General features: G+C 63.3%; 17 protein-coding genes. 9 read left to right on the top strand and 8 right to left on the bottom strand.

Features of this window, described 5'->3' with window-relative positions; translation table 11 throughout:
- Positions 1-266: 266 nt before the first annotated feature.
- The 4 genes from ACR9Y2_RS35240 (at position 267) to ACR9Y2_RS35225 (ending at position 3,454) form a co-directional block, all read left to right on the top strand.
- On the top strand, positions 267-971 hold the full coding sequence (locus ACR9Y2_RS35240; RefSeq protein ID WP_435046592.1) for a hypothetical protein: 705 nt from the start codon (positions 267-269) through the stop codon (positions 969-971).
- A 436-nt stretch (positions 972-1,407) separates the two neighbouring features.
- A complete protein-coding gene (locus ACR9Y2_RS35235; RefSeq protein ID WP_435046591.1) occupies positions 1,408-2,493 on the top strand; it encodes a WD40/YVTN/BNR-like repeat-containing protein in 1,086 nt (361 codons plus the stop codon).
- A 227-nt stretch (positions 2,494-2,720) separates the two neighbouring features.
- Positions 2,721-2,888 (top strand): hypothetical protein, encoded by a 168-nt coding sequence (locus ACR9Y2_RS35230; protein ID WP_435046590.1) that lies wholly within the window; start codon positions 2,721-2,723, stop codon positions 2,886-2,888.
- Between the two features lie 14 nt (positions 2,889-2,902).
- Entirely contained in the window at positions 2,903-3,454 is a 552-nt protein-coding gene (locus ACR9Y2_RS35225) for a hypothetical protein (RefSeq protein ID WP_435046589.1), read from the top strand.
- A 399-nt stretch (positions 3,455-3,853) separates the two neighbouring features.
- Here ACR9Y2_RS35225 and ACR9Y2_RS35220 read toward each other — a convergent pair whose 3' ends face one another.
- From ACR9Y2_RS35220 to ACR9Y2_RS35200, 5 genes are all read right to left on the bottom strand, one after another.
- Complete coding sequence (locus tag ACR9Y2_RS35220; RefSeq protein WP_435046588.1) at positions 3,854-4,675, bottom strand: alpha/beta fold hydrolase; 822 nt, start codon at positions 4,673-4,675, stop codon at positions 3,854-3,856.
- Positions 4,676-4,758: 83 nt separating this feature from the next.
- Positions 4,759-5,268 carry an SRPBCC family protein gene (locus ACR9Y2_RS35215; RefSeq protein ID WP_435046587.1) on the bottom strand — a complete coding sequence of 170 codons (510 nt, stop codon included), beginning with the start codon at positions 5,266-5,268 and terminating at the stop codon, positions 4,759-4,761.
- Positions 5,246-5,611, bottom strand: a complete 366-nt coding sequence (locus tag ACR9Y2_RS35210; protein WP_435046586.1) for an ArsR/SmtB family transcription factor — start codon at positions 5,609-5,611, stop codon at positions 5,246-5,248. The genes ACR9Y2_RS35215 and ACR9Y2_RS35210 overlap by 23 nt, the downstream gene beginning before the upstream one ends.
- A gap of 1,664 nt (positions 5,612-7,275) precedes the next feature.
- Positions 7,276-7,458 (bottom strand): hypothetical protein, encoded by a 183-nt coding sequence (locus ACR9Y2_RS35205; protein ID WP_435046585.1) that lies wholly within the window; start codon positions 7,456-7,458, stop codon positions 7,276-7,278.
- A 223-nt stretch (positions 7,459-7,681) separates the two neighbouring features.
- On the bottom strand, positions 7,682-8,662 hold the full coding sequence (locus tag ACR9Y2_RS35200) for a hypothetical protein (RefSeq protein ID WP_435046584.1): 981 nt from the start codon (positions 8,660-8,662) through the stop codon (positions 7,682-7,684).
- Between the two features lie 848 nt (positions 8,663-9,510).
- On the opposite strand from ACR9Y2_RS35200, the gene ACR9Y2_RS35195 reads away from it, so the two are divergent.
- The 3 genes from ACR9Y2_RS35195 to ACR9Y2_RS35185 all read left to right on the top strand — a co-directional run bounded on the left by ACR9Y2_RS35195 (position 9,511) and on the right by ACR9Y2_RS35185 (position 12,621).
- Entirely contained in the window at positions 9,511-9,990 is a 480-nt protein-coding gene (locus tag ACR9Y2_RS35195) for a carboxymuconolactone decarboxylase family protein (RefSeq protein WP_435046583.1), read from the top strand.
- Entirely contained in the window at positions 9,990-10,847 is an 858-nt protein-coding gene (locus ACR9Y2_RS35190) for a sigma-70 family RNA polymerase sigma factor (RefSeq protein ID WP_435046582.1), read from the top strand. The genes ACR9Y2_RS35195 and ACR9Y2_RS35190 overlap by 1 nt, the downstream gene beginning before the upstream one ends.
- Positions 10,848-10,959: 112 nt before the next feature.
- Positions 10,960-12,621 carry a carboxylesterase/lipase family protein gene (locus tag ACR9Y2_RS35185; protein WP_435046581.1) on the top strand — a complete coding sequence of 554 codons (1,662 nt, stop codon included), beginning with the start codon at positions 10,960-10,962 and terminating at the stop codon, positions 12,619-12,621.
- A 28-nt stretch (positions 12,622-12,649) separates the two neighbouring features.
- Here the strand turns inward: ACR9Y2_RS35185 and ACR9Y2_RS35180 are convergent, their stop codons facing one another.
- Both ACR9Y2_RS35180 and cphA read right to left on the bottom strand, forming a co-directional pair.
- Positions 12,650-14,317 carry an acetate--CoA ligase family protein gene (locus ACR9Y2_RS35180; RefSeq protein WP_435046580.1) on the bottom strand — a complete coding sequence of 556 codons (1,668 nt, stop codon included), beginning with the start codon at positions 14,315-14,317 and terminating at the stop codon, positions 12,650-12,652.
- Entirely contained in the window at positions 14,314-16,935 is a 2,622-nt protein-coding gene (cphA, locus tag ACR9Y2_RS35175; RefSeq protein WP_435046579.1) for a cyanophycin synthetase, read from the bottom strand. Before cphA ends, ACR9Y2_RS35180 begins: the two co-directional genes overlap by 4 nt.
- A 107-nt stretch (positions 16,936-17,042) precedes the next feature.
- Here cphA and ACR9Y2_RS35170 point away from each other — a divergent pair, with 107 nt between their 5' ends.
- Both ACR9Y2_RS35170 and ACR9Y2_RS35165 read left to right on the top strand, forming a co-directional pair.
- Entirely contained in the window at positions 17,043-19,328 is a 2,286-nt protein-coding gene (locus tag ACR9Y2_RS35170; protein WP_435046578.1) for an ABC transporter transmembrane domain-containing protein, read from the top strand.
- Positions 19,325-19,786, top strand: a complete 462-nt coding sequence (locus ACR9Y2_RS35165; protein WP_435046577.1) for a DUF1854 domain-containing protein — start codon at positions 19,325-19,327, stop codon at positions 19,784-19,786. Before ACR9Y2_RS35170 ends, ACR9Y2_RS35165 begins: the two co-directional genes overlap by 4 nt.
- Positions 19,787-19,796: 10 nt before the next feature.
- On the opposite strand, the gene ACR9Y2_RS35160 is transcribed toward ACR9Y2_RS35165, so the two are convergent.
- On the bottom strand, positions 19,797-21,983 hold the full coding sequence (locus ACR9Y2_RS35160; RefSeq protein ID WP_435046576.1) for a cyanophycin synthetase family protein: 2,187 nt from the start codon (positions 21,981-21,983) through the stop codon (positions 19,797-19,799).
- Positions 21,984-22,098 lie beyond the last annotated feature (115 nt).

Genomic DNA, 22,098 nt, shown 5'->3' with positions numbered 1-22,098 from the left:
GCCATGAGAGCCGTCTTTCGTCAAGAGAAGCGGGCTGCAGACGCCCTGATCCTCGCAGCGGCAGCGTGCCTCACCGTCAGGACAGCGGCGGGTCAAACTAGAGGCGACTCCGCCTCCGCCCTGATCCGGTTCCTGAGTACCAGAGTGACCGGGCGGACGCGTTCGCAACGAAAGCAGGGGTGGCGGGCTGTGGACATTTCCTAGAGGATCGCGCGGCCGCAAGGAGTTTGGTGGGGCTAGGGGCCGCGGCCAGGACCGAGCTCGAAGTGGCGCTTGACTCGCTCGAACAGTCGGGCAAGAGCTCCGCGTTTTCCCTCAATGCCGGCTGGCTGCTGGAAGCCTATGCCCAGATCAACGGTTACCAAGCGTACCCTCGCCTGCGAAGGATGATGGAGAATCCCAAGCTCGCTTTCCTCCAGGGCGATATAGCCACTTCCACTGCCGCAGCCCTGGCCTTGACGTCGTATGTGCATGTGTCCAGGAGACCGACGAGACGATTCCATTGCGACAGGAAGGATGCACCCAGCGACGTGCTGGATCAGTTGGTCCTTGGCTGGTTCAGAGCTGATCGCGCCAGGGTTGAGGAGAGCCTGGGCCCAGAGGGCCAGGTCGCCCTGAAGCGGTTACTGGAGAGTGAGGAGCGGTTCGCAGTACGAATGGGGCTATTGCCGGACGACCACCAGGGTGCCGTCGCAGTGGGCTATCGTTTTGAGCAGGCAGGCGGTTGGATGGCGCCGGCGAGTCTGATCGGCCTGGACGCCGGGTACCGGAATGAGATTCCGGCCAAGGGGCAGACCCCTGAGTTTCAGACAGTGTTCACCAGTGCCTCGGGTAAAGACTGCGGCGCGTACACGGTGAGATTCGCAATGGAAGGCACCCAGGAAGGCGGAGGGAGGAGATACGTGGTAGACAACTCCGATCTCGCGGGACTCCTGCGGTTGATCACAGCCTGCGCGATGAGGAACGAATAAGAAGACTTCGCCGGAGGACGTGCGGATTGCCTGGATGGTGAGCGATCCCTGAAGCGCAGGTCTTGCGACCCGGCCCGCTTTACGGGCGCTGGCCATCAGGCGGCGCTGCCTGACGGCGCGTCGACTCATCTTCTATCTGGGCAAGATCCCGCGCGGCTGACGGACAGGTCGTTGTGGAACGCAAAGGCGGGCGAGCCTGATTGGGTGTGCCTGTTGAATCAACCAGAGGTGGAGACCGCGCTCAAAATCCGTACGCCATGCGACGCCCAAGAGGGACGTTGCGGTGCGGAGAGCCAGATCGTGAGTGAGGCGGATCCAGTAATGGGGCATGGCTACGCGGGGCAGAATACCGGAGTACCTTGTCTTTAAATAATTGCGATAGTTAAACACCAGGCTGCCTCGTTCCCAATTATTCTCTAGAGAGGTGATTCTCACCGTGAAAATCATAGCTTACGCGCTCGCCCTGACTGCTTTCCTTTCTATGGCTCAGACAAACGAGCGAACGCGATTTGAGAAGATCAGTGACTACCCGTACGGCTTGCCGACGTTTTTCAACAAGAACGACGGTTGGGCCAGCGCCGGAAGTTCAGGACTGCGTGTCACGAGAGATGGTGGTGTCACTTGGCGGCCCGTTCCACTCCCCAAGCCGGCCAATATGGACGAGCCATCGATCAATGGGCTGTTCTTTGTTTCCAAACTGGAGCTCTGGCTTGTGCTCGAACCAAGACATGCGGACCATCCTGGACACGGCGGCACGCTCTATCGCACGTTTGATGCCGGAGCCACCTGGCAAGAAGATCAATTGCCGAGAGAGGACTGGTGGCACCAGACTGGGCTGGCCTCCTACTCGAGAGGAAGCGCTGTCTGGTTCGGAGGGGAGAAGGGCTTGGCTTCTCCTCCGCGTCCAGGCCAAACGAACCGGACTGGCCATGTTGTGTTTGCATGCGAAGCCACCATCTTCCATCGTGCTACCCAGGGCGGACCATGGATCCGCCAGACCCTTCCAACACTAAAGGGTTGCGAAGTGTGGCTCATTCGCTTCTTTGACAACAAACGCGGACTGGCCGTGACCGATAGCACTATTTACTTCACTGAGGATGCCGGTGCGCACTGGGCCGAGAGCGAAGTGAAAATGAGGAGGCCGGCCCCGCTGTGGCGAGATGTTGAGCCGGAGCGCCCGGAGACTCTCCAGTTTCTGGAGGGCGACGAACGCATCGGCTGGCTGGGCTTCGAAGAAGGTGATGTCTACAAGACCACCGATGGGGGCAAACATTGGCGGCAGATCGTGGAACGCGGGCAGTATTCGGTCGGGCTGGGAGGCTTTGGGCAGTGGGGTGCAGTCTACTTCGCTACCGAAAAGACCGGATGGCTACTGGATGGAGGTCATGTCTTCGAAACTCGTGATGGCGGCGAGCACTGGTCCCGCTTGCAAGGACCGAAGCGGATTACTACTCTGACCGGCGCCGGTGGGACGTGTTGGGTAAGTGGAGAGGACGCTCTCTACCGGCTTGCCTGGCGGTGAGGGTACAGCGTGAGCGTTGAGGTGACCAACCATCTTTAGGAAAAGAGCCTCCATGCCAGGTAGCTACCCGGAGAAGCGGAGCAACGCAGGGATTACACCTTGGCCTGTCGAACCGGCGTTGGATGAGGAACAGAACTGAAAGAAGAGTCAGCCGACTGGCCGTTGCGACGAGTCGAACTCCCATTGGCAGGCTCTCGATATCCGACGAATGAGAGAAGGCGGGCAACATGACCGATGTTCGAGACGAAGGCGGGCGCACCACGGCGGAGTATCGAAGGCAGGCGGGCGCTTCGGGTGCTGACCCCGAACGGAGCGGCGGGCTGGATGCACGACAGTCAGCAAGCGACGTCTTCGACGACCAGCTCACCAATCAGAAATGCGGTGTGACCCTATGAATCAAATCCGGCTTATGATTATTCCACTGATCTGCTCGGCGATCGGTGCAGTGCTGGGCGGGTACTGCGCGCTGCTGTTAAAAGAGCACGGTGCAGCCGCTGCGCCGCCCGTCGTACGCGCTGAGAGATTCGAACTGGTGACGAAGGACGGCAAGACTTTGGCCATTTGGGGCAAGGCACAAGATGGCAACGTGGTGACCGCGTTCCTGGATTCAACAGGAAAGGTCCGCGCGGAGTTCGGAGTGACTCCGGACGGCGGAGTGCAGTGGATTCGAATGTACGGGCCAGACGGACAACAAGTTGCCCGGTTCGGGACGGATGGGTATTCCGCGGGGACCCTGAGCCTTGGTGATGAGGAACGGAGCGCGAGGATTCTGTTGGGCTCCATCCCAGGAGATGTCCCTGCAAGATCAGAGAGTTGGGGTCTCGTCTTTCCAAGAAAAGGCGGATTCTCGAATTGGATTGAGATCGGAGTTCGAGATCGCGGCTCGTCGGATGACGTCTCGGCGATGATGTCACTGAGTGGCGCGTCTGGTGTGCGCTGGACCGCGCCTCTTAGCCGGTGACCATTCTGAAAAGGGGCGGACCGGGACATCCAAGCTAACTCATGCAGACGGCTTCGACCCACAACTGTACCTGAAGCAGTTGCTGACCAAGCTGCCGTCGGTGCGCCTCAGCGACCTGGCCGAAGGGCTGCCGGATGAATAGAAGCGGCGGCAGACAGCGCCAGCGGAGGGCCAGCCGAGGTAGAGTTTACCGGGTGGCCGATTTATCTGGATCTCCTGCGCGAGCAGGGGGCTGTGCAGTCTCACAGTTCTCGCTTACCACTCAATGCCCAGTCGCAGACGCCTGATCGCGATCCCCCCCGGAGGGGACTCCCGGCCCTCCCCCTGCGGCGGCTTCATGGGCGCGTCGCGCAGCATTTCAATTCTCGCGTTCGGTGAACGGCGCGAGCCGCAGCACATCTACGGCTTGGCGTTGAGAAAGTCGTTCACCATGGGGACGATGATTCGCTCGCGCTGCATCAGTGTCACGTGGGTGGTGTCGGGCAAGATGGCCAATCGCGACGCGGTGCGCGGCCCCATGTCGCCGTGGGTCTCGCCACCCTTGAGGCGAAACATCTCCGCGACGTGCGCGAGCCGAACGCCATCAGCGTCGCCGTGGATGAAAAACATGGGCGCCGGGGTGGCCTTCAGCTTGTCGGCTCCGTAGTCGTACCCTTTCGAGGCCGCGGCCAGGACGTGCCGGATGAATTTCGGAAAGTCGTCAGGAGTCGGACTCAGCTTCTTGTATTCGGTTTCAATGGGCGAGCCTTTGAAATCGTCCGCTGTGAGTTTCGGGATGGATTCGTACGCTCCGGCGACCATGCCGTCACTGCGGAACGTGGACGAAAGGATGACGGCCTTTCGCACTTTGTCCGGATGGCGGATCGCAGTCTGCATCGCCACGCCTCCGCCCATGCTGTAGCCCATAAGGTCCGCTCGCGGGATCTTGAGGTGGGTGAGCAGGGCGGCCACATCGTCGGCGAGGTTTTCGTCGGTGATGTCTCGTGAGATGTCCGCCGTCCGGCCGTGACCCTGCATTTCGACTGCAATGACTTTCCGCGTTTTGGAGAGCTCGCTGATCCACCCGTCCCAATTATTGGTGATGGTCATGAACGCGCCGTGAAGCAACACCACCGGTTCGCCGCTGCCGTGGACTTCGTAGTACATCCTGATTCCATTGACTGGCGCGTAGCCCGTCGTTGGCTTCTGCTGCGCCGACGCGTTAGTCGTAGCGAGCGTCATTAAAAGGAAGGCTGTCTTCCGCACTGCGGAACGCCGCCCGTTCTGCCGCCGGCCGGAAGCGTTTGTTTGCTGGATTGGCTGCGTCATTTTGTCTCCGTACCTGATCCCAGGTTGGCGAGAAGTTCGTCGAGTTGGTCGAGCGCCTCGGGCATCGCGGCCGTCGATCCGTTCTCAAGCGCTTCCGTCGAGGGGTAGAGATTGAGCACGACCAACAGCGTCCTGCCGTCGATTTCTTCAAAGGTCACCGTGGTGATGGTCTGGCCGTTGTCACCTTCGTCGTTGGTCCAAACGAGGCGCGAGTGCGGTGTCACTTCGAGGTAGGTGCCGAAGAACTCCATCGTCGAACCTTCGTGGGGAAACGCCAGACGATACTGCCCCCCCACACGAACATCAATTTGGCAGGAAAGCAGGGTCAGCCCAAACGATTTTGGTACCCACCACCTCCTGAATAGTTCCGCCTTGGTCCACGCCTCAAACACGAGGTGCGCAGGCGCGTTGACGGTGCGAGTGACAACCAGTTCGAGCTCGGACTTCCGCTCCACCACCGTGGGGTTGTTCATGGGGGTGGCCTCATTTTCGCTTCTTTCGCCCATTGGCTTTCTCCTTCCGTTTCAATTCCTCGACAACAATGTCCAACTCGTCGAAGCGCGCGGCCCAGAGCTGGCGATACCTCTCGAGCCATGCCGCCTCTTCTTCCAGCCCGCGCAGCCCGAGCCTGCAGGTTCGCACGCGCCCAACCTTTTCTGTGCTGACGAGCCCCGCCTGCTCTAAGACGCTTACATGTTTCTTCATGCCCGTGAGGGTCATGTGGAACTTCTGGGCAAGGGCGGTGATCGAAGCGTCCGAACGCCCGAGTTGTTCCAGAACGCCGCGCCGGGTGGCGTCCGAGAGCGCGCCGAACGAGGCATCGAAGTGGGTTTGGCCATACTGAGCCATGTGGTTCAGTATACAGCAAGGGTGACGGGATGCAATGGGAGGCTGAGCGCGCGCCGCATCCGTGGCTTGCCGGAGCATCGAGGAAGTTTGAGTTTGGACTGCCGGCCGGCCTCAAGCAGCCTGTGTGGTGGATCCGGACCTCGTGGGCCCTTCCCGCAGGCCCAAATGCCTGGAGGAATGGCCGGTGCTGCGGCACATCCACGGGCGAGATCTTGTTCGTCCGTTCGCTTGCAACAGCAGGCGCACAGACCGCTGGGCGCAGAAATGGCCGGTACCGCTCAGGAGGAGTAGCGAGCCTTGGCTGCCGGTTGACGAGCGGCGACGAACCATTCTGCTCAACTATGCTGAGCCTCCAAACCGTATGCCAATCGTATGAATCACAGGTGCAATAATGGCGTTAGCGCGAGCCAGTCCGCCCCCTCTGAGTCGAATAGAGCGTGCATTTGCATCGTGGAGAGACGACACGACGACATATTGGTTTACCAGCATCAATGGCAATAGCTTCATCGCCTGGCTGAATTCCACCGCGGTCATTCCTCTTCCAGCGTCTGCTCAGGCTGGACTGCTTCTGCGAGCTTGGGGTTATGAGCAGCCCCAGAAGGGCAGCCATGAGTTCTGAACCAGTCCTTCGGCGCAAGTTGATTGGCGGGGGCGCCGGCGCCCTGTCGACGATATTAATCGGGTGCGCGCGTCCGGCGGTTGAGGGATCGTCAAGCCTCGAATCGAGACTCAGAGTATTGTCTCAGCACACAGGGCTGTCAGTTGGGCTAGTGACCGGAGATGCGGTTCTGTTTCGTCGCGTGGTCGATCGGCCGACAGTTCGCAGGGTTCAGATGAATATCCCGAGTAATTGGCTCGTCTCAACTGTCATTGATTGGGGTAGCACTGCGCTGCTTCAAGGTGAAGGGCAACTTGCGCTTTGCCGATTGCGGTCTGGCATGATATCCGCCCGGTGTGACTGCAAGATCGGAATTGAAGGCTGCATATCGGACAGCAAGATCCGGAGCCTTATCTACTGGGGAGCAGACCAGTCCGCGGGCCGATATGTCTTCTGTCAGTGGACGCCTGCTGACTCGCAGCCATGTGTTCTCTACGAACACGATCTGCGCTCTGACCGAGTTCTGGGCTGCGGGTCGTTTTTCGATCGACCCGGCAAGGAGGTGTACCTTTCTGTTGAAGGAGTTCATCTGGTGGTGAATCTCACAACTGGGGCAGTCGATAGACGTATTTGCGAGTTCAGAAGTGCGCAGATCTCGCCGGATTCCACTTCCCTGGCCGGGCTATTCCAGGACGGAACCGTCGGGTACAGGCTTGGCGCTGCGGGACGTTTGGTTCGCGCACCAGCAAGCAGTCTGATTTCTCCGATGTGGGACCCGACATCGCGCTTCCTGTTGTTGCTGCAGAAGGTGCCGGCTTTCCCATGGAATTCGCCAGTTGCGGTGACCATCGTGGATTGCCTAGCGAACGAGGCGATTCGGACGCACGCGCTAATGTTGCACGAGCGTGCGAACCGCTATGCGTGGCTCACAGGGCCAGGTTTCGCCTGATGCTGTTCTCGCTTTTCGAGGAAGGTCCCAGGGGTTGACCCGGATGAAGCTCGCTCCCGATTCAGCCTTGCATGCTGCCTGCACGCGCTCGAGCATCGTCCGCGCGGTGATTCTGTATCAGCCCTCACGGAGAGCAACCAGCGGATCCACCAGACTGGCACGCCGCGCCGGCACATAGCGGGCGAGGAAAGCGATGACGAGCAGCACCACGGCAGCCCCCGCGAGACTGGGCAGGGCGCCGGCGCCGATGCCGTACAGCATCCGGCTGAGCAACCGTCCGACGAGTATGGACGCCGCCACCCCCTAACGCCAGCAGGCCAAACACACGGAGCAGACCCACGCCGACCCTGAGCTGGAAGAGTCCTCGGTCCACAATCTCGCGTCCCTTCCGAATGCTGTTGATGAACACAAGGGCGCGCATTCCCCGACCGCGCTGGCCGATGATGGCGGAGACAAGGGTCCTGACCGATGTGAACCGGTGAGGACCCAAGCAAGGAGAGGCGCAAACTCGCGCTGGGCGGGACTAGATGGGCAGCCGATCCTTGGCGTCCGACCATTTGTTGGGGATTTTGCCGCCTACGATCCACTGGGAGCTGGGTTCGTTCTCGAAACAGACGAACGCTTCCTGCTCGCTGATCCACTTGGTGAAGATGGGGAAACGAGGTCCGGCGTGCTCGCGGTAGCAGATCACGATTTCGTTCATCAGGCTCGCCTTTGGCACGGTGGGCAGGATCGATCGGTAATCGAGCGCCTTGTTGAAACGCTCCTTGTCCTTGCCGACGAGTTCTCCATCCTTACCGGGGATTTGCTTGATGCCGTAGCGGAATTTGACGTGATCGTCGGTGGGCGAGATGTTGTGGAGGCCGGCGCCGATGTCGGCGGAGTCGGCCAGTTTCAGGCGAGTCATGCGCCGGCGCAATTCCACCACGCGAGCGTAGATCTCGGGCCGCGTGGCGCGTTCCGCTTTGGCCATGGTGTTCAAGAGATGAAAGAGAGCCATGTCTTCGGGCTCGGCGAGCGGCATGAAGATGGTGGTGCGCACGGCCAGCTCACCCCATTTCCAACGCACCTGCTTGGTGATGGTGGGAACCATGGGGCTGCACAAGGATCCACTGAGATCATGGAGCCCGTGCTTGTACTTCAATCTCTGTCCCTCGAGCAAACCGAAGTTGGCGGGATTCAGCCGTTCTTTCAAGCTGTCGGTGCCGGTCCGGTAGCGCTCAGCCGGATAGAGCTGCTTTTCGATATCGCCGTGACGCGCCCCGAAGGCAATGTCGGCGGTTTTTCCTCCGTAATCGCCGTAAGTCTGCGACTCAGTGCCCTGGCGGACCGTGATGCGTCCTCCGCGGAAGGCCGCCGCAAACGTGTCCCGCTCCTCCCAGCTCTTGTACGCAGCCCACCAGGAATTGATCATCCTCAGTGTGGTGCGGAATTCATTTACTTTGAAGGCATCTCCACTGTTTAGCTGAAACGTCAGCGTCCTTCTGGCAAATTGTAGTGACACAGCTTTGTCCTTTCGACAGCAAGCTTCCACAGCGGGGACGCCGGAGCAGAAGAGCGCACGACCGCAGGGCCCCGGTGGGGGGCCTCCAGTTATCGAAGACGTGTCCGGGCGCAGAGACCTACGATTGCGGCAAAGACACTTTCGGCACTTCGATTTCGGACTCCATCCTGGTGACAGAGTCCCAGCCCAGCCGCCCGGTGGGCGCGGCAAGGATTCGGCCCGCCGGTAATTCAAAGGGGGCCGATGGGCGGCAGTTCACTCAGTTTTTCGCTCTCAATTCCAGTCCGGGATCTCCATCCCGGCGTCCCAGCTATGGGGCAGTATACACCGAAATAATCGTACGAGAACCCGCCCAGCAGCCTGTGGCAGAAGTCGCGCCGCCGCGTTCGCACCGCCGCCGATAACGGAATGGAACCTAAAGGCAATTTCGAAGTCATTCCGAAAATAGTTGCCTCATTGAGTGGGGGAAGGCCGGCGCCGGAGCGAACCCAAAGGGCGGCAAGGGCTTGCGAGCCCAGGGCAGTGTCGGGCCGACCTCCGAGTGGCCGGCACTAGTTCGGCCGGCTCTTCGCGCCCTGGGCTCGCAAGCCCTCGCCGCGCGGCTAGCGGGACTCCTGCCACAGACTGCCAGGTATTGCTTTGCGCAAGTGCCAGTGAACAGTATTAACGGGAGGGTGGCACAGGGCGGGGGCCTGATCGCGCGGCTGCGTACAGAGCAATAGCCACCCAAGTGGAAACGAGGGACCGCCTGCCGCCAACTTCACGAAAAGAGGCGAGCAGGCGGCTGCATGTCACATGGGCGGAAGCTGGCTCGTCATGAAGGTAGAAGCAACCAAAGGAGACCCTGTATGACTGGCAAAATCAATATCTTCGCCGCTGCCCCTGCCCTGATGAAGGAGTGGCAGCAGAGCTCGATAGCCCTTTCCACGGCGTGCAATTTCGAGCCCAAGCTGACGGAATTGGTGAGGCTGCGCGCCTCGCAAATCAATGGCTGCGCCAACTGCCTGAATCTGCATGCAGCCGAAGCACGCGCAAACGGGGAAACCGAGCAGCGGATTTACGTGCTGCCGGGGTGGCGCGAGGCTCCGTGTTATACAGAGCGCGAGCGGGCCGCGCTGGGCTGGACCGAGGCGCTGACACGGCTGTCGGAAGGACGAGAGCACGAGAGCGCCTACGCGGCGTTGAAGGCTCATTTCACGGAGGAAGAACAGGTGAAGCTGACACTGACGATCAACATCATCAACGGATGGAACCGAGTCGTGGTGGGGTTCGGTTTGTGGGCGGAGGCGGCTGACATCAAGGCGATGGCCAAAGAGGTTGCCGCCTGATGAAGGATGGAGGATCAGGGGACGCAGCGGCGACCTTTGGTCCGTTGCGCTCGAAGCTCGTGCGCGTCGCGTACCGCATGTTGGGCTCGGTCCCGGACGCCGAGGATGCGGTGCAGGAGACCTTCATCCGCTGGATGGGGGTGGAGCGCGGCGACGTGCGCGAGCCCGAGGCATTCCTGCGGCGCACGGTGACCCGAGTGTGCCTGGACCAGCTCAAGTCGGCGCGGCGGCAACGGGAAACCTACATTGGCCCCTGGCTGCCGGATCCGGTGGTGGAAGAGGACGAAGTGGAAGATGTCACCTTACCCCTGATGCTGGCACTGGAGCGGCTGTCGCCCCTGGAGCGGGCGGCCTTTCTGCTGCACGATGTATTCGGGCTGGGCTTCGAGGAGGTAGCGGCGACAATCGACCGGGACCCGGCGGCCTGCCGGCAGTTGGCTGCGCGGGCGCGGGTCCATGTGCGGGAGGCGAGGCCGCGTTTCGAAGTGGAGAAAAAGCAGGGTCTGGCATTGGCCGAGGCCTTCTTCGCAGCTTCGCGCAGCGGCGATATGGAAGCTCTGGGTGCGCTGCTGGCCGATGACGTAAGAGTGCATGCGGATGGAGGCGGCAAGCGTCCGGCCGCCACTGCACCGGTGGTGGGGTTCGAGGCAGTGATGAATTTACACCGGTATCTTGGGGCCTGGTTTCAGAAGAATCAGTCGAAGCTGGTGCGTGTTTGTTTCGTGAACGGGCTGCCGGGTTTCCTCACCTGGGAGGCCGATGGTGAACTGCAGACAACGGCGCTGGCGATTGAGCTGGGCAAGATCGCGGCGGTGTATGTCGTGCGGAACCCGGACAAGTTGAAGCACCTGCATTAGAGGGGCGGGCCTGGCAGCACGCAAAGCCAGGCACCTCGCGAAGAGGCGGTGAGCTTTTCGGATGTAGCGGTGTTAAACTGCGGCCATTCCGACTTTTCGAAGGGAGTGGCTGATGTATTTGGGCAGGCGTTCGTGGCTCAAGGCGGCCGGCGGATTGACGCTTGGTTCGACGGCCGGCGTGGCTTCCGCGGCTCCGGAGGGTGATTCGATCATCGCTAACAAAGGGGCGGCGGTGGTGGAGACCGAGGCGGGCAAGGTTCGCGGATTTGTGCGGCGCGGCGTGTCGACCTTTCGAGGGATCCCTTATGGCGCCCCTACCGGCGGGGCACGGCGTTTCTTGGGGCCCGTCAAGCCACAGCCGTGGAAGGGCGTGCGCAGCTGCCTGACTTACGGCTATGTCTGCCCGCAGGAGCCGAGGCCGCACTGGGATAAGGACGAAGTCGCCTTCGTCTACCAATGGGACGATGGCTTCCCCAACGAGGATTGCCTGCGTATCAATGTGTGGACGCCGGGGCTGGATGGCCGCCAGCGTCCGGTGATGGTGTGGTTGCATGGCGGGGGCTTTTCGACTGGATCGGCCCACGACATGAAGACCTATGACGGGGAGAACCTGGCTCGCCGCGGTGAAGTGGTTGTGGTCTCGCTGAATCACCGGGTGGGCGCGATGGGGTTTCTGAACCTCGCAGCGTTGGGCGGGGCGCAGTATGCCGAGTCCGGCAATGTGGGGATGCTGGACATTGTCGCGGCGCTGGAATGGGTGCGGGCGAATATCCGGAGCTTCGGCGGGGATCCGGCCAATGTGACCGTGTTCGGACAATCCGGCGGCGGGGGCAAGGTGACGGCGCTGCTGGCGATGCCGCGCGCCGCGGGCCTGTTCCACAAAGCGATTGTGCAGAGCGGATCGATGCTGTACATGCCGGGGCCGGAAAAGACGACGAGACTGGCCGAGGCAATGCTGAAGGAACTGGGGTTGCGCGCTGCGGATGTGGCACGCATTCACACGCTGCCCATAGAGCAGATCATCGCGGCCGGCCTGGCGGCGGCAAAGGCGGTGTATCCGCCGGTGGACTATGCAAAGCCGCTCGAGTTCGGACGGCATGCGGAGCTGATGCCGTGGGCTCCGACGGTGGATGGCGTGATCCTGCCGGAATCTCCCTTCGTGCGCGGGGCACCGGCGATCTCGGCGAAGATCCCGCTGCTGGTGGGCTCGACACGAACGGAGTTCGGCGTGGGCTGGCTCTGGCCGGAGTTCGAGGATTTCTCAATGGATGATCTGGCCAAGGCGATGACGAAGGGTCATGGGCCGGAGAAGGGGGCGCGCGTGCTGGAGGCATTCCGGCGCGGGCATCCAGGAGCGAAGCCGTGCGAGTTGTTTGCGCTGTGGCAGTCGTCGGGCATGCGGCAGTGCGTCGTCCAGCAGGCTTCGGCGAAAGCGGCGCAGGGGGCGGCGCCGGTGTATGTATACCTGTTCGCCTGGAACACTCCGGTGCTGGATGGGCGGATCCGGTCGTATCACTGCGCGGAGCTGCCGTTTGTGTTCGCGAATACAGACCGGTGCGATCCCGCGACGGGCGGAGGGGCGGCGGCGCGGGCGCTGGCGGAAAAGGTGAGCGACGCCTGGGTGAGTTTTGCCCGCAGCGGGGATCCGAAGCATCGTGGTCTGCCGGCGTGGCCGGCGTTCACCGGGGAGAAGGGGGAGACGATGGTTTTTGATAGCGCCTGTGCGGTGGTGGAGGATCTGGATGGCGACGAGTTGAAGGCACTGAGGGGCTGAGGGAACATCTTCAACCCGGCCGGTGCGATCAGCGGCGACGCCCGGACAATTCCTGGTCCACCATGCGAGCGACTGTCGCCTCGCACCCCGGAGCCGCCTGATAGGTTCGAACGCCGCCTGGGCAAAGGGTTTCCACATCCTCCCGCCACGGCGCCGAGTGCGGCATCAGAACCGAGCCGCCCGCGGCAACGCAGGCGAGCAGCAGGCGCGCGCCGGGCTGAAGTGATGGCGAGTCAGTCAACACCAGGACATCGCAACGATCGAATTCCAGGCCGCGGTCGAAGATCGCCTGCTCTGAGAATTCGAAGAGGGCCAGTTCGAGCCGCGGGTGGAGCAGCAGAGCGCTTGCAAGGACTCCGCGGTGCTGAAGCGAGGTGTGGATTTCTTTCGCGATGGTGGCAGCGGACGAACCATGCACGGCGACGATCGGAATCCGGCCGTCCGTTCCTTCCGGATACACCTCGCGGACAATGAGATCGGCGACAGGAATGCCGGCGTGCATGGCGAAGCCCGGCATGGGATTCACTTCGAGGATGGCGCCCGCCTGGTTGGGCAGCGGCACGGCAATGTCCCCGGCAACGAGATCGATGCCGGCAATGTCCAGGCCCACTGTTTCAGCGGCCAACACACACAGGGCGGCATTGGCCGGGTGAACGTCGCCCGTCACGTCGAGTCTCAGATTGCCGTTGCGCTGGATGAGAGCGAGTTCGCCCGCTGCGAGGATCGTCTCCGGTGTGAAGCCCTGGCGGCGGAGGGTGGCGGACGTAACTTCATCGAACTCCACCGGGTAGAGCGGGCATTCCGGACCCGCGCCGCGTGCCGGATCGAGGTTGATTTCGTCGACCAGTTCGCTCAGCGAGCGCAGCCCGTCGCCGGCCGCGTAAAGGGGATCCCCGCGCAGGGCAGCGACCACGCGTCCGCCTACAACCAGAACCCGATGTTCAGCGCCCTGCACGCACCGCTCGACCAGTACGGCGGCGGTCTCCCCTTCCCCTTGCGCGGCTAAGAATGCGGCTTCAATCCCGGCAGGTTCTGTCAAGTTGAGATAGACGCTCCGCCCGTGGTTCGCGCTTTCGGGCTTGATCACCACCGGCCCGCCAAGCTCCAACGCCGCTTGCACCGCGTCCGCGGCATCTAGCGCCAGGCGCCCGTCCGGCACGGGGATTCCGGCCGCCCGCAAGAGCTCTTTGGCCAGGGGCTTGTCCCAGCCGATCATTTCGGCAATCGCGGAAGTGCGGTCGCTTCTCGCCCCCCACAGCCTGCGCTGGCGGATGCCGTGGCCGAGAATCAGCAGGCTGCCGCGTCCCATTCGCCGGACAGGAATGGAGCGGCGGCGGGCTGCCGCGGCCAGCGCCCGCGTGTTGGGGCCGAGGACGATGTCGTCCGCCCATTCGCACAACTGCTGCAGAGTCTCCGCGGACACCGGACACGATTCGAGCGCGGCCGAGAAGCAGCGGCGGGCGACCTCTTCGTCTTCCATTTCCACCACGGCCACATGTGTGCCGGGTTCGTTCCCGGCGGCGCACCATGCCCGCGAGACCTGCGCTCCGCAAGCCACTTGCAAGCGGAGCGTCTCCCTGGCGAGAGCCCCTGCTTCTTCTTCACCGCAGCTGACCGTGGCCGCCAGCACCGGCTCGCGCGCCCAGACACTTGGTCCCGGGAAGCAGCGAAGCGAGAGGACCTGCGCCAGGCTCATGTGGCTTTCCGTTCGCCCACCAGTTCCGTCAACTGGCCCAGGTAAGTGCGAACCAGGGCAGTCGCTTCGTCAATATCGTCGGGCTGCATCACGAGGAGATCGCCGTCCTCGACGCGATCGAGCGCGGCCCTCAGGGCCTGGGCGGGATTCGGCACGTCGATAATCTCGCGGGTTCGCGCGCCGCGCTCGACGCCCTGCCGGATCAGGGCCGGGATCTCGCCCGGGGCGCGGTCGCGGATCGTGTAGGGGTCGTAAATGAAAACGATATCGAACGCGTCGCCAAGCAGTTCGCCGACGTGGATGAGATCGGAATCGCGCCGGTCGCCGGCCATGGAGTAGACGGCGGAGCGGCGGCGATGGGGGAACGCCTCCAGGGCGGCGGTCATCGCGCGCAGGGCCGCGGCGTTGTGGCCGTAGTCGAGGATGACTGTTCCGCCGCGCAGGGTGAACACATTCATACGCCCTGGAACTTCGTCGATGCCGGTGGTGAAGGACATGGCCCGCTCAGCCAGTACGGGCTTCGGAATACCCAGGGCCCAAGCCCCGGCGAGCGCCGCCAGCGTATTCTCGGCTTCAAACCCCACCCTGCCCTGGAAGGTGATGGGCACCTGCTCCAGTCCGAGCAGGACTTCTTCGGAAGCCCCCTCTGCCATCACGATTGCCCGGTCTCTCACGAACACAGCGGCTCCTCCGCTTGCCCGGTGCCGCAGGATGACTGGGTCGTTCCCATCGAGGGCGAAATAGACGATACGGCCGGGACAGCCCGCCGCCATGGCGGCGACGAGAGGATCGGCGGCGTTGAGAACAGCAGCGCCCTCCGGCGCAACTGCGCGAACGATCGTGGCCTTCACGTGGGCCAGTTCCTCGGCCGTCTCCACGCCGTTCTGGCCGAGATGATCGCCGTCGGCGATGTTCGTCACCACGGCCACCTGGCAGCGGTCGAAGCCGAGCCCCGCCCGGAGAATGCCGCCGCGTGCTGTCTCGAACACGGCCACGTCCACTTTGGGGTTCATGAGGACGAGCCCGGCGCTGATTGGGCCGCTGCAATCGTCCGACGAGATGCGCCGGCCGTTCAAGAAGATGCCGTCCGTGCAGGTCATCCCGACAAAATGATCTTTGCCCTTGGCCAGGTGGGCCAGGAAGCGGGTGACCGTCGTTTTGCCGTTGGTGCCCGTCACCGCGGCGATGGGGATGCGTCCGTTTCCGCCGTCGGGGAACAGCATCTCGACGATGGCGCCGCCCACGTCGCGCGGCGTGCCTTCGGAGGGAGAGAGGTGCATGCGAAGACCGGGCGCGGCGTTCACCTCGACGATGACGCCGTTCTGCTGCTCGAGAGGAAGGGAGATGTCGCCGGCGATCACGTCGATGCCCGCCACGTCCAGGCCAACGGCGGAAGCCGCCGCCACCGCATGTTCGGCGATCTCCGGACACACGCTTTCGGTCACATCGGTGGCGGTGCCGCCGGTGCTGAGGTTTGCGTTGCGGCGAATCAGAACCCGTTCTCCGCTGGCCGGCACGGAGCCGGGCGTGCATCCCTGTTCGCCCAATACCTGCAGCGCGATCTCATCCAGCACCAGCTTGCTGAGCGCCGTGGCATGGTCATCGCCACGCCGGGGATCGCGGTTCTTTTCGTCCACCAGTTGCTGGACGGAGCTTCGCCCGTCGCCGATCACATGCGCGGGCTCGCGGCGGGACGCGGCCACCACCTTGCCGTTGACGACCAGCAGCCGGTAGTCCTGTCCCGGAGCAAACTTCTCCACGATGACGTCAGCGTCCTCTTTGCGCGCCGCCTCGAACGCGGCCTTCACCTGTTCGCTGGTCGAAAGATCGGCGGCCACGCCGCGGCCCTGATTCCCGTAGCGCGGCTTGACCACCACAGGCAGCCCTACGTATTCCACCGCGGTGTACCAGGCTTCTTCCGCGTCGGTCACCGTGAAGCCTCGCGGAACCGGCACGCCCACTGCCTGCAGCAGAGTTCTCGTCACTTCTTTGTCCTGGGCAATGCCTTCCGCGGTGGCAAGCGTGCGGTCTGTTTCCGCGGCCCGGATACGATGCTGTGCCCTGCCATGGCCGAGTTGAACGAGGGAACATTCGTCCAGCCTGATGGCCGGTATGTTTCGGGCGCGCGCGGCCTGAACGATGCTGTTCGTACTGGGGCCCAGCATCTCGCGCCCGGCGGTGGCCCGCAATCGTTCCAGCGTGCCCGCCGAATCAATCGTTCGTCCCGCGGCGATGGCCTGGACCATTTCGCAGGCGACTTCCAGGCATTCCCGCGCGAGCTGCTCCTCAACATATTCGAAGGCCGCCAGGTAGACACTCGGGTGCCTTGACTCGACAACTTTCGAAAACGATGCAGGTGCGCCAGCGAGCCTCTGCAGCTCGAGCGTCACGAGCGCCAGATTGTGCACAAGGTCCAAGCCGTTCCGCGATTGCGCCCCGCTGACACCGTTTGGGTGAGGCTTCAGGGCTGGAATCCAGCTTCCGATCTGCTGTCGTAACGAGGCCGAGGCGGTAGGCAGGCTATCGTCTGATCCCCCGAGCTCTATCGTCGCCTCCATCACCGGGCAGAGCCCCCAAACATTGGGGCCGGAGAGGGATTTTGTCTTGATCAACTGCATGCGAACTGTTTGACGCCGCCCGGGCGTAACGGGTTGGGGCTTTGACCTGTGGGGTACGATCAGATTGTAACTTTCTTGACTATCAGATTCATAGGCGGAAATAGCTGATGCGGGCGTTTGAGGAAAGCGCCGATATCCCGCGTTGGGCGGTTCTATTCCTTCGAAACCGGATCGAAGAGGGAGAAACGCCGCTGGCTTCGTTCGAACCGGATCTCGATTCGCAGATGCGGTATGCAGCCGGCCTCGTGGTCCTCACCGACCGAAGGCTTTTGAGCTTCGAGTGGCCGCCGGGTCCGCGGCGGGGCCTGAACGAGGCGATGGCGGAGGCCGAAACACGGGCGTGGGCGCTGGCGCCGGGGCTGGACATTCACGTCCGCGAGGAGCGCGGCCTCGGCACCCTGGACCTTCGCGACAGCACGGGCACTATCGCGCGGTGGCGATTCACGAATGCGCGGGCGGCGGGCGCTCATCGCCTGGCGGAATGGCGGAGTGCGATGCTGAGCGGGTTGGTGCCGGCGCGGACCAACCCCCACCCCGATGCCGTTGCGGACTGCGAGTATTGCGGGTTTCCAGTTGGCCCGGGCGCGGCTGCCTGCGGCGAGTGCGGCACTCCGGTTAGTAAACCGCCGCTCCAGTCGCTGCTCCGGCTGCTTCCGCTGGCGCGGCGCTATTGGGGCCTTTCGCTGCTGGGCTTCCTGCTCACCATGGCAGGCACCGCCAGCGGCCTGGTTCCGCCCTATCTGACGATGCCCCTTTTGGATGGTGTCCTGGTTCCCTACCAGAGCGGTCAGCAGCCGGACACGTCCATGGTGAAGTGGTATCTTCTCGGCCTGGCCGGCGCCTCGATTCTCTCCTGGGCCATCACCTGGGCCCAGATGTACGTGATTTCGTCGGTGAGCGAGCGCGTCGCGGCGGATCTCCGCCTGATGACGTACTCCCACCTCCAGAAGCTCTCCCTGGAGTACTTCGGGCGCAGGCGAACCGGCGACCTCATTTCGCGCGTCGGCAGTGACACGGACCGCATCTGCTACTTCCTCTCGGTGCACGCCCTGGATTTTGGAACCAACCTGGTGATGCTGGTTCTGACGGCCATCATCCTTTTCAGCATCGATGCCGGGATGGCGCTGGTGACCCTGCTGCCCATGCCGTTTATCGCCTTTGCGGTGTTCCGGGTGCAAGGCCGCCTGGGCCGCGGGTTTTCAGTCGGCAACCGTGCCTGGGCCGAACTCACCAGCATCCTGGCGGACACCATTCCTGGAATCCGCGTGGTCAAGGCCTTCGCCCAGGAGGAACGCGAGATCCAGCGAATGCAGCACGCCAACCAGCGCGTGCTGCGCACCAACCAGCGCGTGAACCGGGTGTGGGCGTACTTCAACGCGGTGGTGGTGCTGCTGACCGAACTGGGCGTGGTGATCGTCTGGGTGGCGGGCGTCTATCGCGTATTTCATCACTCCGTCACGGTGGGCGTGCTGGCCGCGTTTGTGGCCTACATCACGCGCTTCTACACGCAAATCGATTCGATGAGCCGCATGGCCTCGGCCACCGAACGGGCCGCCTCCAGCGCGCGCCGCGTGTTTGCGATTCTCGATCGCAAGCCGAAGGTGGCCGATCGACCCGATTCCATCGATCCCGGACGTCTCAGAGGCTCCATCGAGTTGCGCAATGTGAGTTTCCGCTATGGCGCGAGGCCTGTCCTGCGCAATATCGACCTGACGATTGCGCCCGGAGAGATGATCGGGCTGGTGGGCCGGAGCGGGGCGGGCAAAACCACCATCATCAACCTGCTCTGCCGGTTCTACGATGTCACCGACGGCGCGATATTTGTGGACGGCGTCGATCTTCGGCGCTATCGCCTGAACGAGTATCGCCGCAATGTGGGGCTCGTACTGCAGGACCCGTTCCTCTTCTATGGAACGGTGGCGGAGAATATCGCCTACGGACGTCCCGACGCAACCCCGGGCGAGATTATCGAGGCGGCGAAAGCGGCGCACGCGCACGAGTTCATCCTCCGGCTCCCGAACGGTTACGATTCGCTGGTGGGCGAGCGCGGCCAGTTCCTTTCGGGCGGTGAGCGGCAGCGGCTGAGCATCGCGCGCGCCCTGCTGATCGATCCGCGAGTTCTCATCCTCGATGAAGCGACGTCCTCGGTCGACTCTGAAACGGAGCGCGAGATTCAGCTTGCGCTCGAGAACCTGACCCGGGAGCGCACCACCATCGCCATCGCCCACCGCCTCAGCACGCTCAAGAAGGCGGACCGCCTGGTGATTCTGGAGCGCGGCGCGATTGTCGAGATCGGCCCCCACGCGGAGTTGCTGGCGAAGGATGGCACGTACTCGCGATTCTACAAATCGCAATTGGAAGGCCTTCAATCCGAGGCGGGAGAGGGCGTATGAGCTTTCGACTCGAGCGCGATAGCTTTGGCCGGCTGGTCCTGATTGATGCGGCGGGCGTCCGGCATGTTGACGTTTCGCCTGCCCAGGCGTTCCCGCTCACTGCGCCCGGCCGGCACATCTCGATTCTGGACAGCGCCGGCCACGAGGTTCTGTCGCTGAATTCCCTCGCCGGCCTGGACCCGCGGGTTCGGGCGACGCTCGAAGCCGAACTGGCCGAGCGCGTGTTCGTGCCCGAGATCCTGAGGATCGTGAATGCGCCGTCGGAGATGGAGCCATCGACATGGACAGTGGAAACCGATCGTGGCCTGGTGACGTTCACTGTGGAGGGAGATGACTCCATTCACCTCCGCGACCGTGGCCGCGTATCCATCGTGGATTCGCACGGCATCCGCTATGAGATCCGCGATGCGCGCAAGCTGAACGCGCACAGCCGGCGGGTCCTGGAGCCGTACCTTTAAATAAACTCCGCTATCCGAGCCACTGCCTCCGCAGGAAGCCTGCGGTGGGATCGGCCATGTGCGCCTGCGCAAACAGCAAGTGGCCGGCTTCGATGGTCTTGAGGGCATAGTCGAGGGCGTTCAGCCCACCCTGCACTTCCTCGATGCGGCGCGCGCGCCCGGCCGTGGCCATGCCGCGCCGCAACAGGGCGATGACTTCCCCGGTACCTCGGTCGTACAGGTCGTCGTCCTCGTACAGGATCACGCGGTCGAACGAAGCCCCGAGCAGTTCGCCCATGCGGACGATGTCTTCGTCCCGGCGGTCGCCGGATGACGAGAAAACCGCGGTTCTATGTGTCTGCCCGAACTGAGCGAGGCCGCGAATCGCGGCGTTGAGCGCGTCCGGGTTGTGGCCGAAGTCTAAAACGACGGTGGTTCCACGGATTTCGAGGACGTTGTAGCGGGCGGGGTTGTGCTCGAGGTCGGGCGTGAAGTCTTCGGCCTGCCGTTCGATCGACTCCGGCGGGACACCCAGCGCGTAGGCCGCTCCTATGGCGGCCAGGAGGTTTTCGATCTGGAAACCGACACGGCCGCCCAGCGTGAGGGGGACGCGGTCGACTCGCAGCACGGGCCACTCCAGCGCCCCATCGGCGACCACGGCAAAGCCATCGCGCACGAAAACCGCCAGGCCGCCCTCGGACCGGTGCCGGGCGATGACCGCATGGGCGGCATCGAGGGCGAAGTACAGGACCCGGCCCCGGCACTGGCTCGCCATCCCGGCCACGACCGGATCGTCGGCATTCAGCACGGCGGTGCCCTCCGGACTCACGGCGCGGATGATCGTACTCTTCAGCTTGGCCAGGTCCTCCACGCTCTCGATTTCGCCGATGCCGAGGTGATCGCCGCTGCCGATGTTGGTAATCACCCCCACCTGGCATGCGTCGAAGGCGAGGCCGGCCCGCAGGATGCCGCCTCGCGCGGTCTCGAACACAGCGAGTTCGGCGCGCGGATCGAGGAGTACCCTCATGGCGCTGGAGGGCCCGCTGCAATCACCACCCGCGATGCGCCGTCCGTTGAGATAGACACCGTCGGTACAGGTCATGCCCACGCACTTGCCGGTGGCCTGGAGCATGTGCGCAAGCAGCCGGGCGACGCTGGTCTTGCCGTTGGCTCCGGTGATCGCGACGATTGGAATGCGGCCGTCGCCCGCGGACGGGAAGAGCATCTCGATGATGGCGTGAGCCGCTGGATTGGGCGTTGTCCCGTCCGGCGCCAGTGGAGCGAGGTCAGCCCCGGGCTGCAGTTTTAGGATCGAGATCTTCTGATCCTGGAGCGGCGAGCGAATGTCTTCGGCGCGGATGTCGAGGGTGGCGATGTCCCAGTCCAAGGCTGCCGCGACTTCGACCGCCGCAGCGGCGATGCCGGGATGGACCTCGTCTGTGACCACGCGCCGCCCGCCATCGAATGCAACGGCCAGGCGCCCGCCCACCGTTAAGAGGCGGTATTCGACACCCTGGACTTCGGCTTCGTCCACCTCGGCGAGTTCGAGCGGCACGCCTGCCGCCAGCAGTTGTTGTTCGAGAAGGTCGCGATCATCCGCCACGGTGGCGGCGATCGCGCCGAGACGGTCGGTCTGCGTGCCCACGACCCGGCGCTGCCGCGCTCCGTAGCCGAACTGCACGATTTGCCCATCCCCAGGCCGAAGGGCTGGAATGTTCCGCTGCGCCGCCGCCTCTACCAGGGCCCGCGCATCGGGCGCGAGCATGCGCCGGGCGGCCACATTACGCAGCCGGCCGACCGTTGCGGGGACGTCGAAAGGGAGGTCCAGCGCGGCGGCGAGAAAGAGCTCCCGCGCCGCCAGGCAGCATTCGCGGGCGAGCGTTTCGTCCCTGTACTTGAAAACGACCCGATAGACGCGTTCCTGGCTGGTGTGGCGCGCGCGGCCGTACCAGATCTCCGCGCCGGCCAAGCCGTGGAGTTCGATCACGATGTGCTCGAGAACGTGGGCCGGGTAGGTGCCGCGCTCGAGGCGGGTGACGAAGCCGCCCCGCACCCCGATGTTGCAGCGGTGTTCGACCAGGCCCGGAAGCCACTGCAACAACCGCTGATTGAAGCCGGGGAGGATCTCGGAGGAGAGCTCATTCCAGGCGCCCAGCTGGACCCAACATTCCATGACAGGTGCGTTGGTCCACTGGTTCGGCCCTCGGAGGGCACGCATGTGAACGATTTCCAGTTCTTCGGCAGCCGGCAGCGTATCGGGCATCCAGTACGGATTTTAGCCCATGGGGTCGGGCAGCCAGAAAAGCAGGCAGAGCGCGCCTGCCACGGAAGGG

Source organism: Paludibaculum fermentans, assembly GCF_051172195.1.
Classification (GTDB): domain Bacteria; phylum Acidobacteriota; class Terriglobia; order Bryobacterales; family Bryobacteraceae; genus Paludibaculum; species Paludibaculum fermentans_A.
This window is presented reverse-complemented; position numbering and strand designations above follow the sequence as displayed.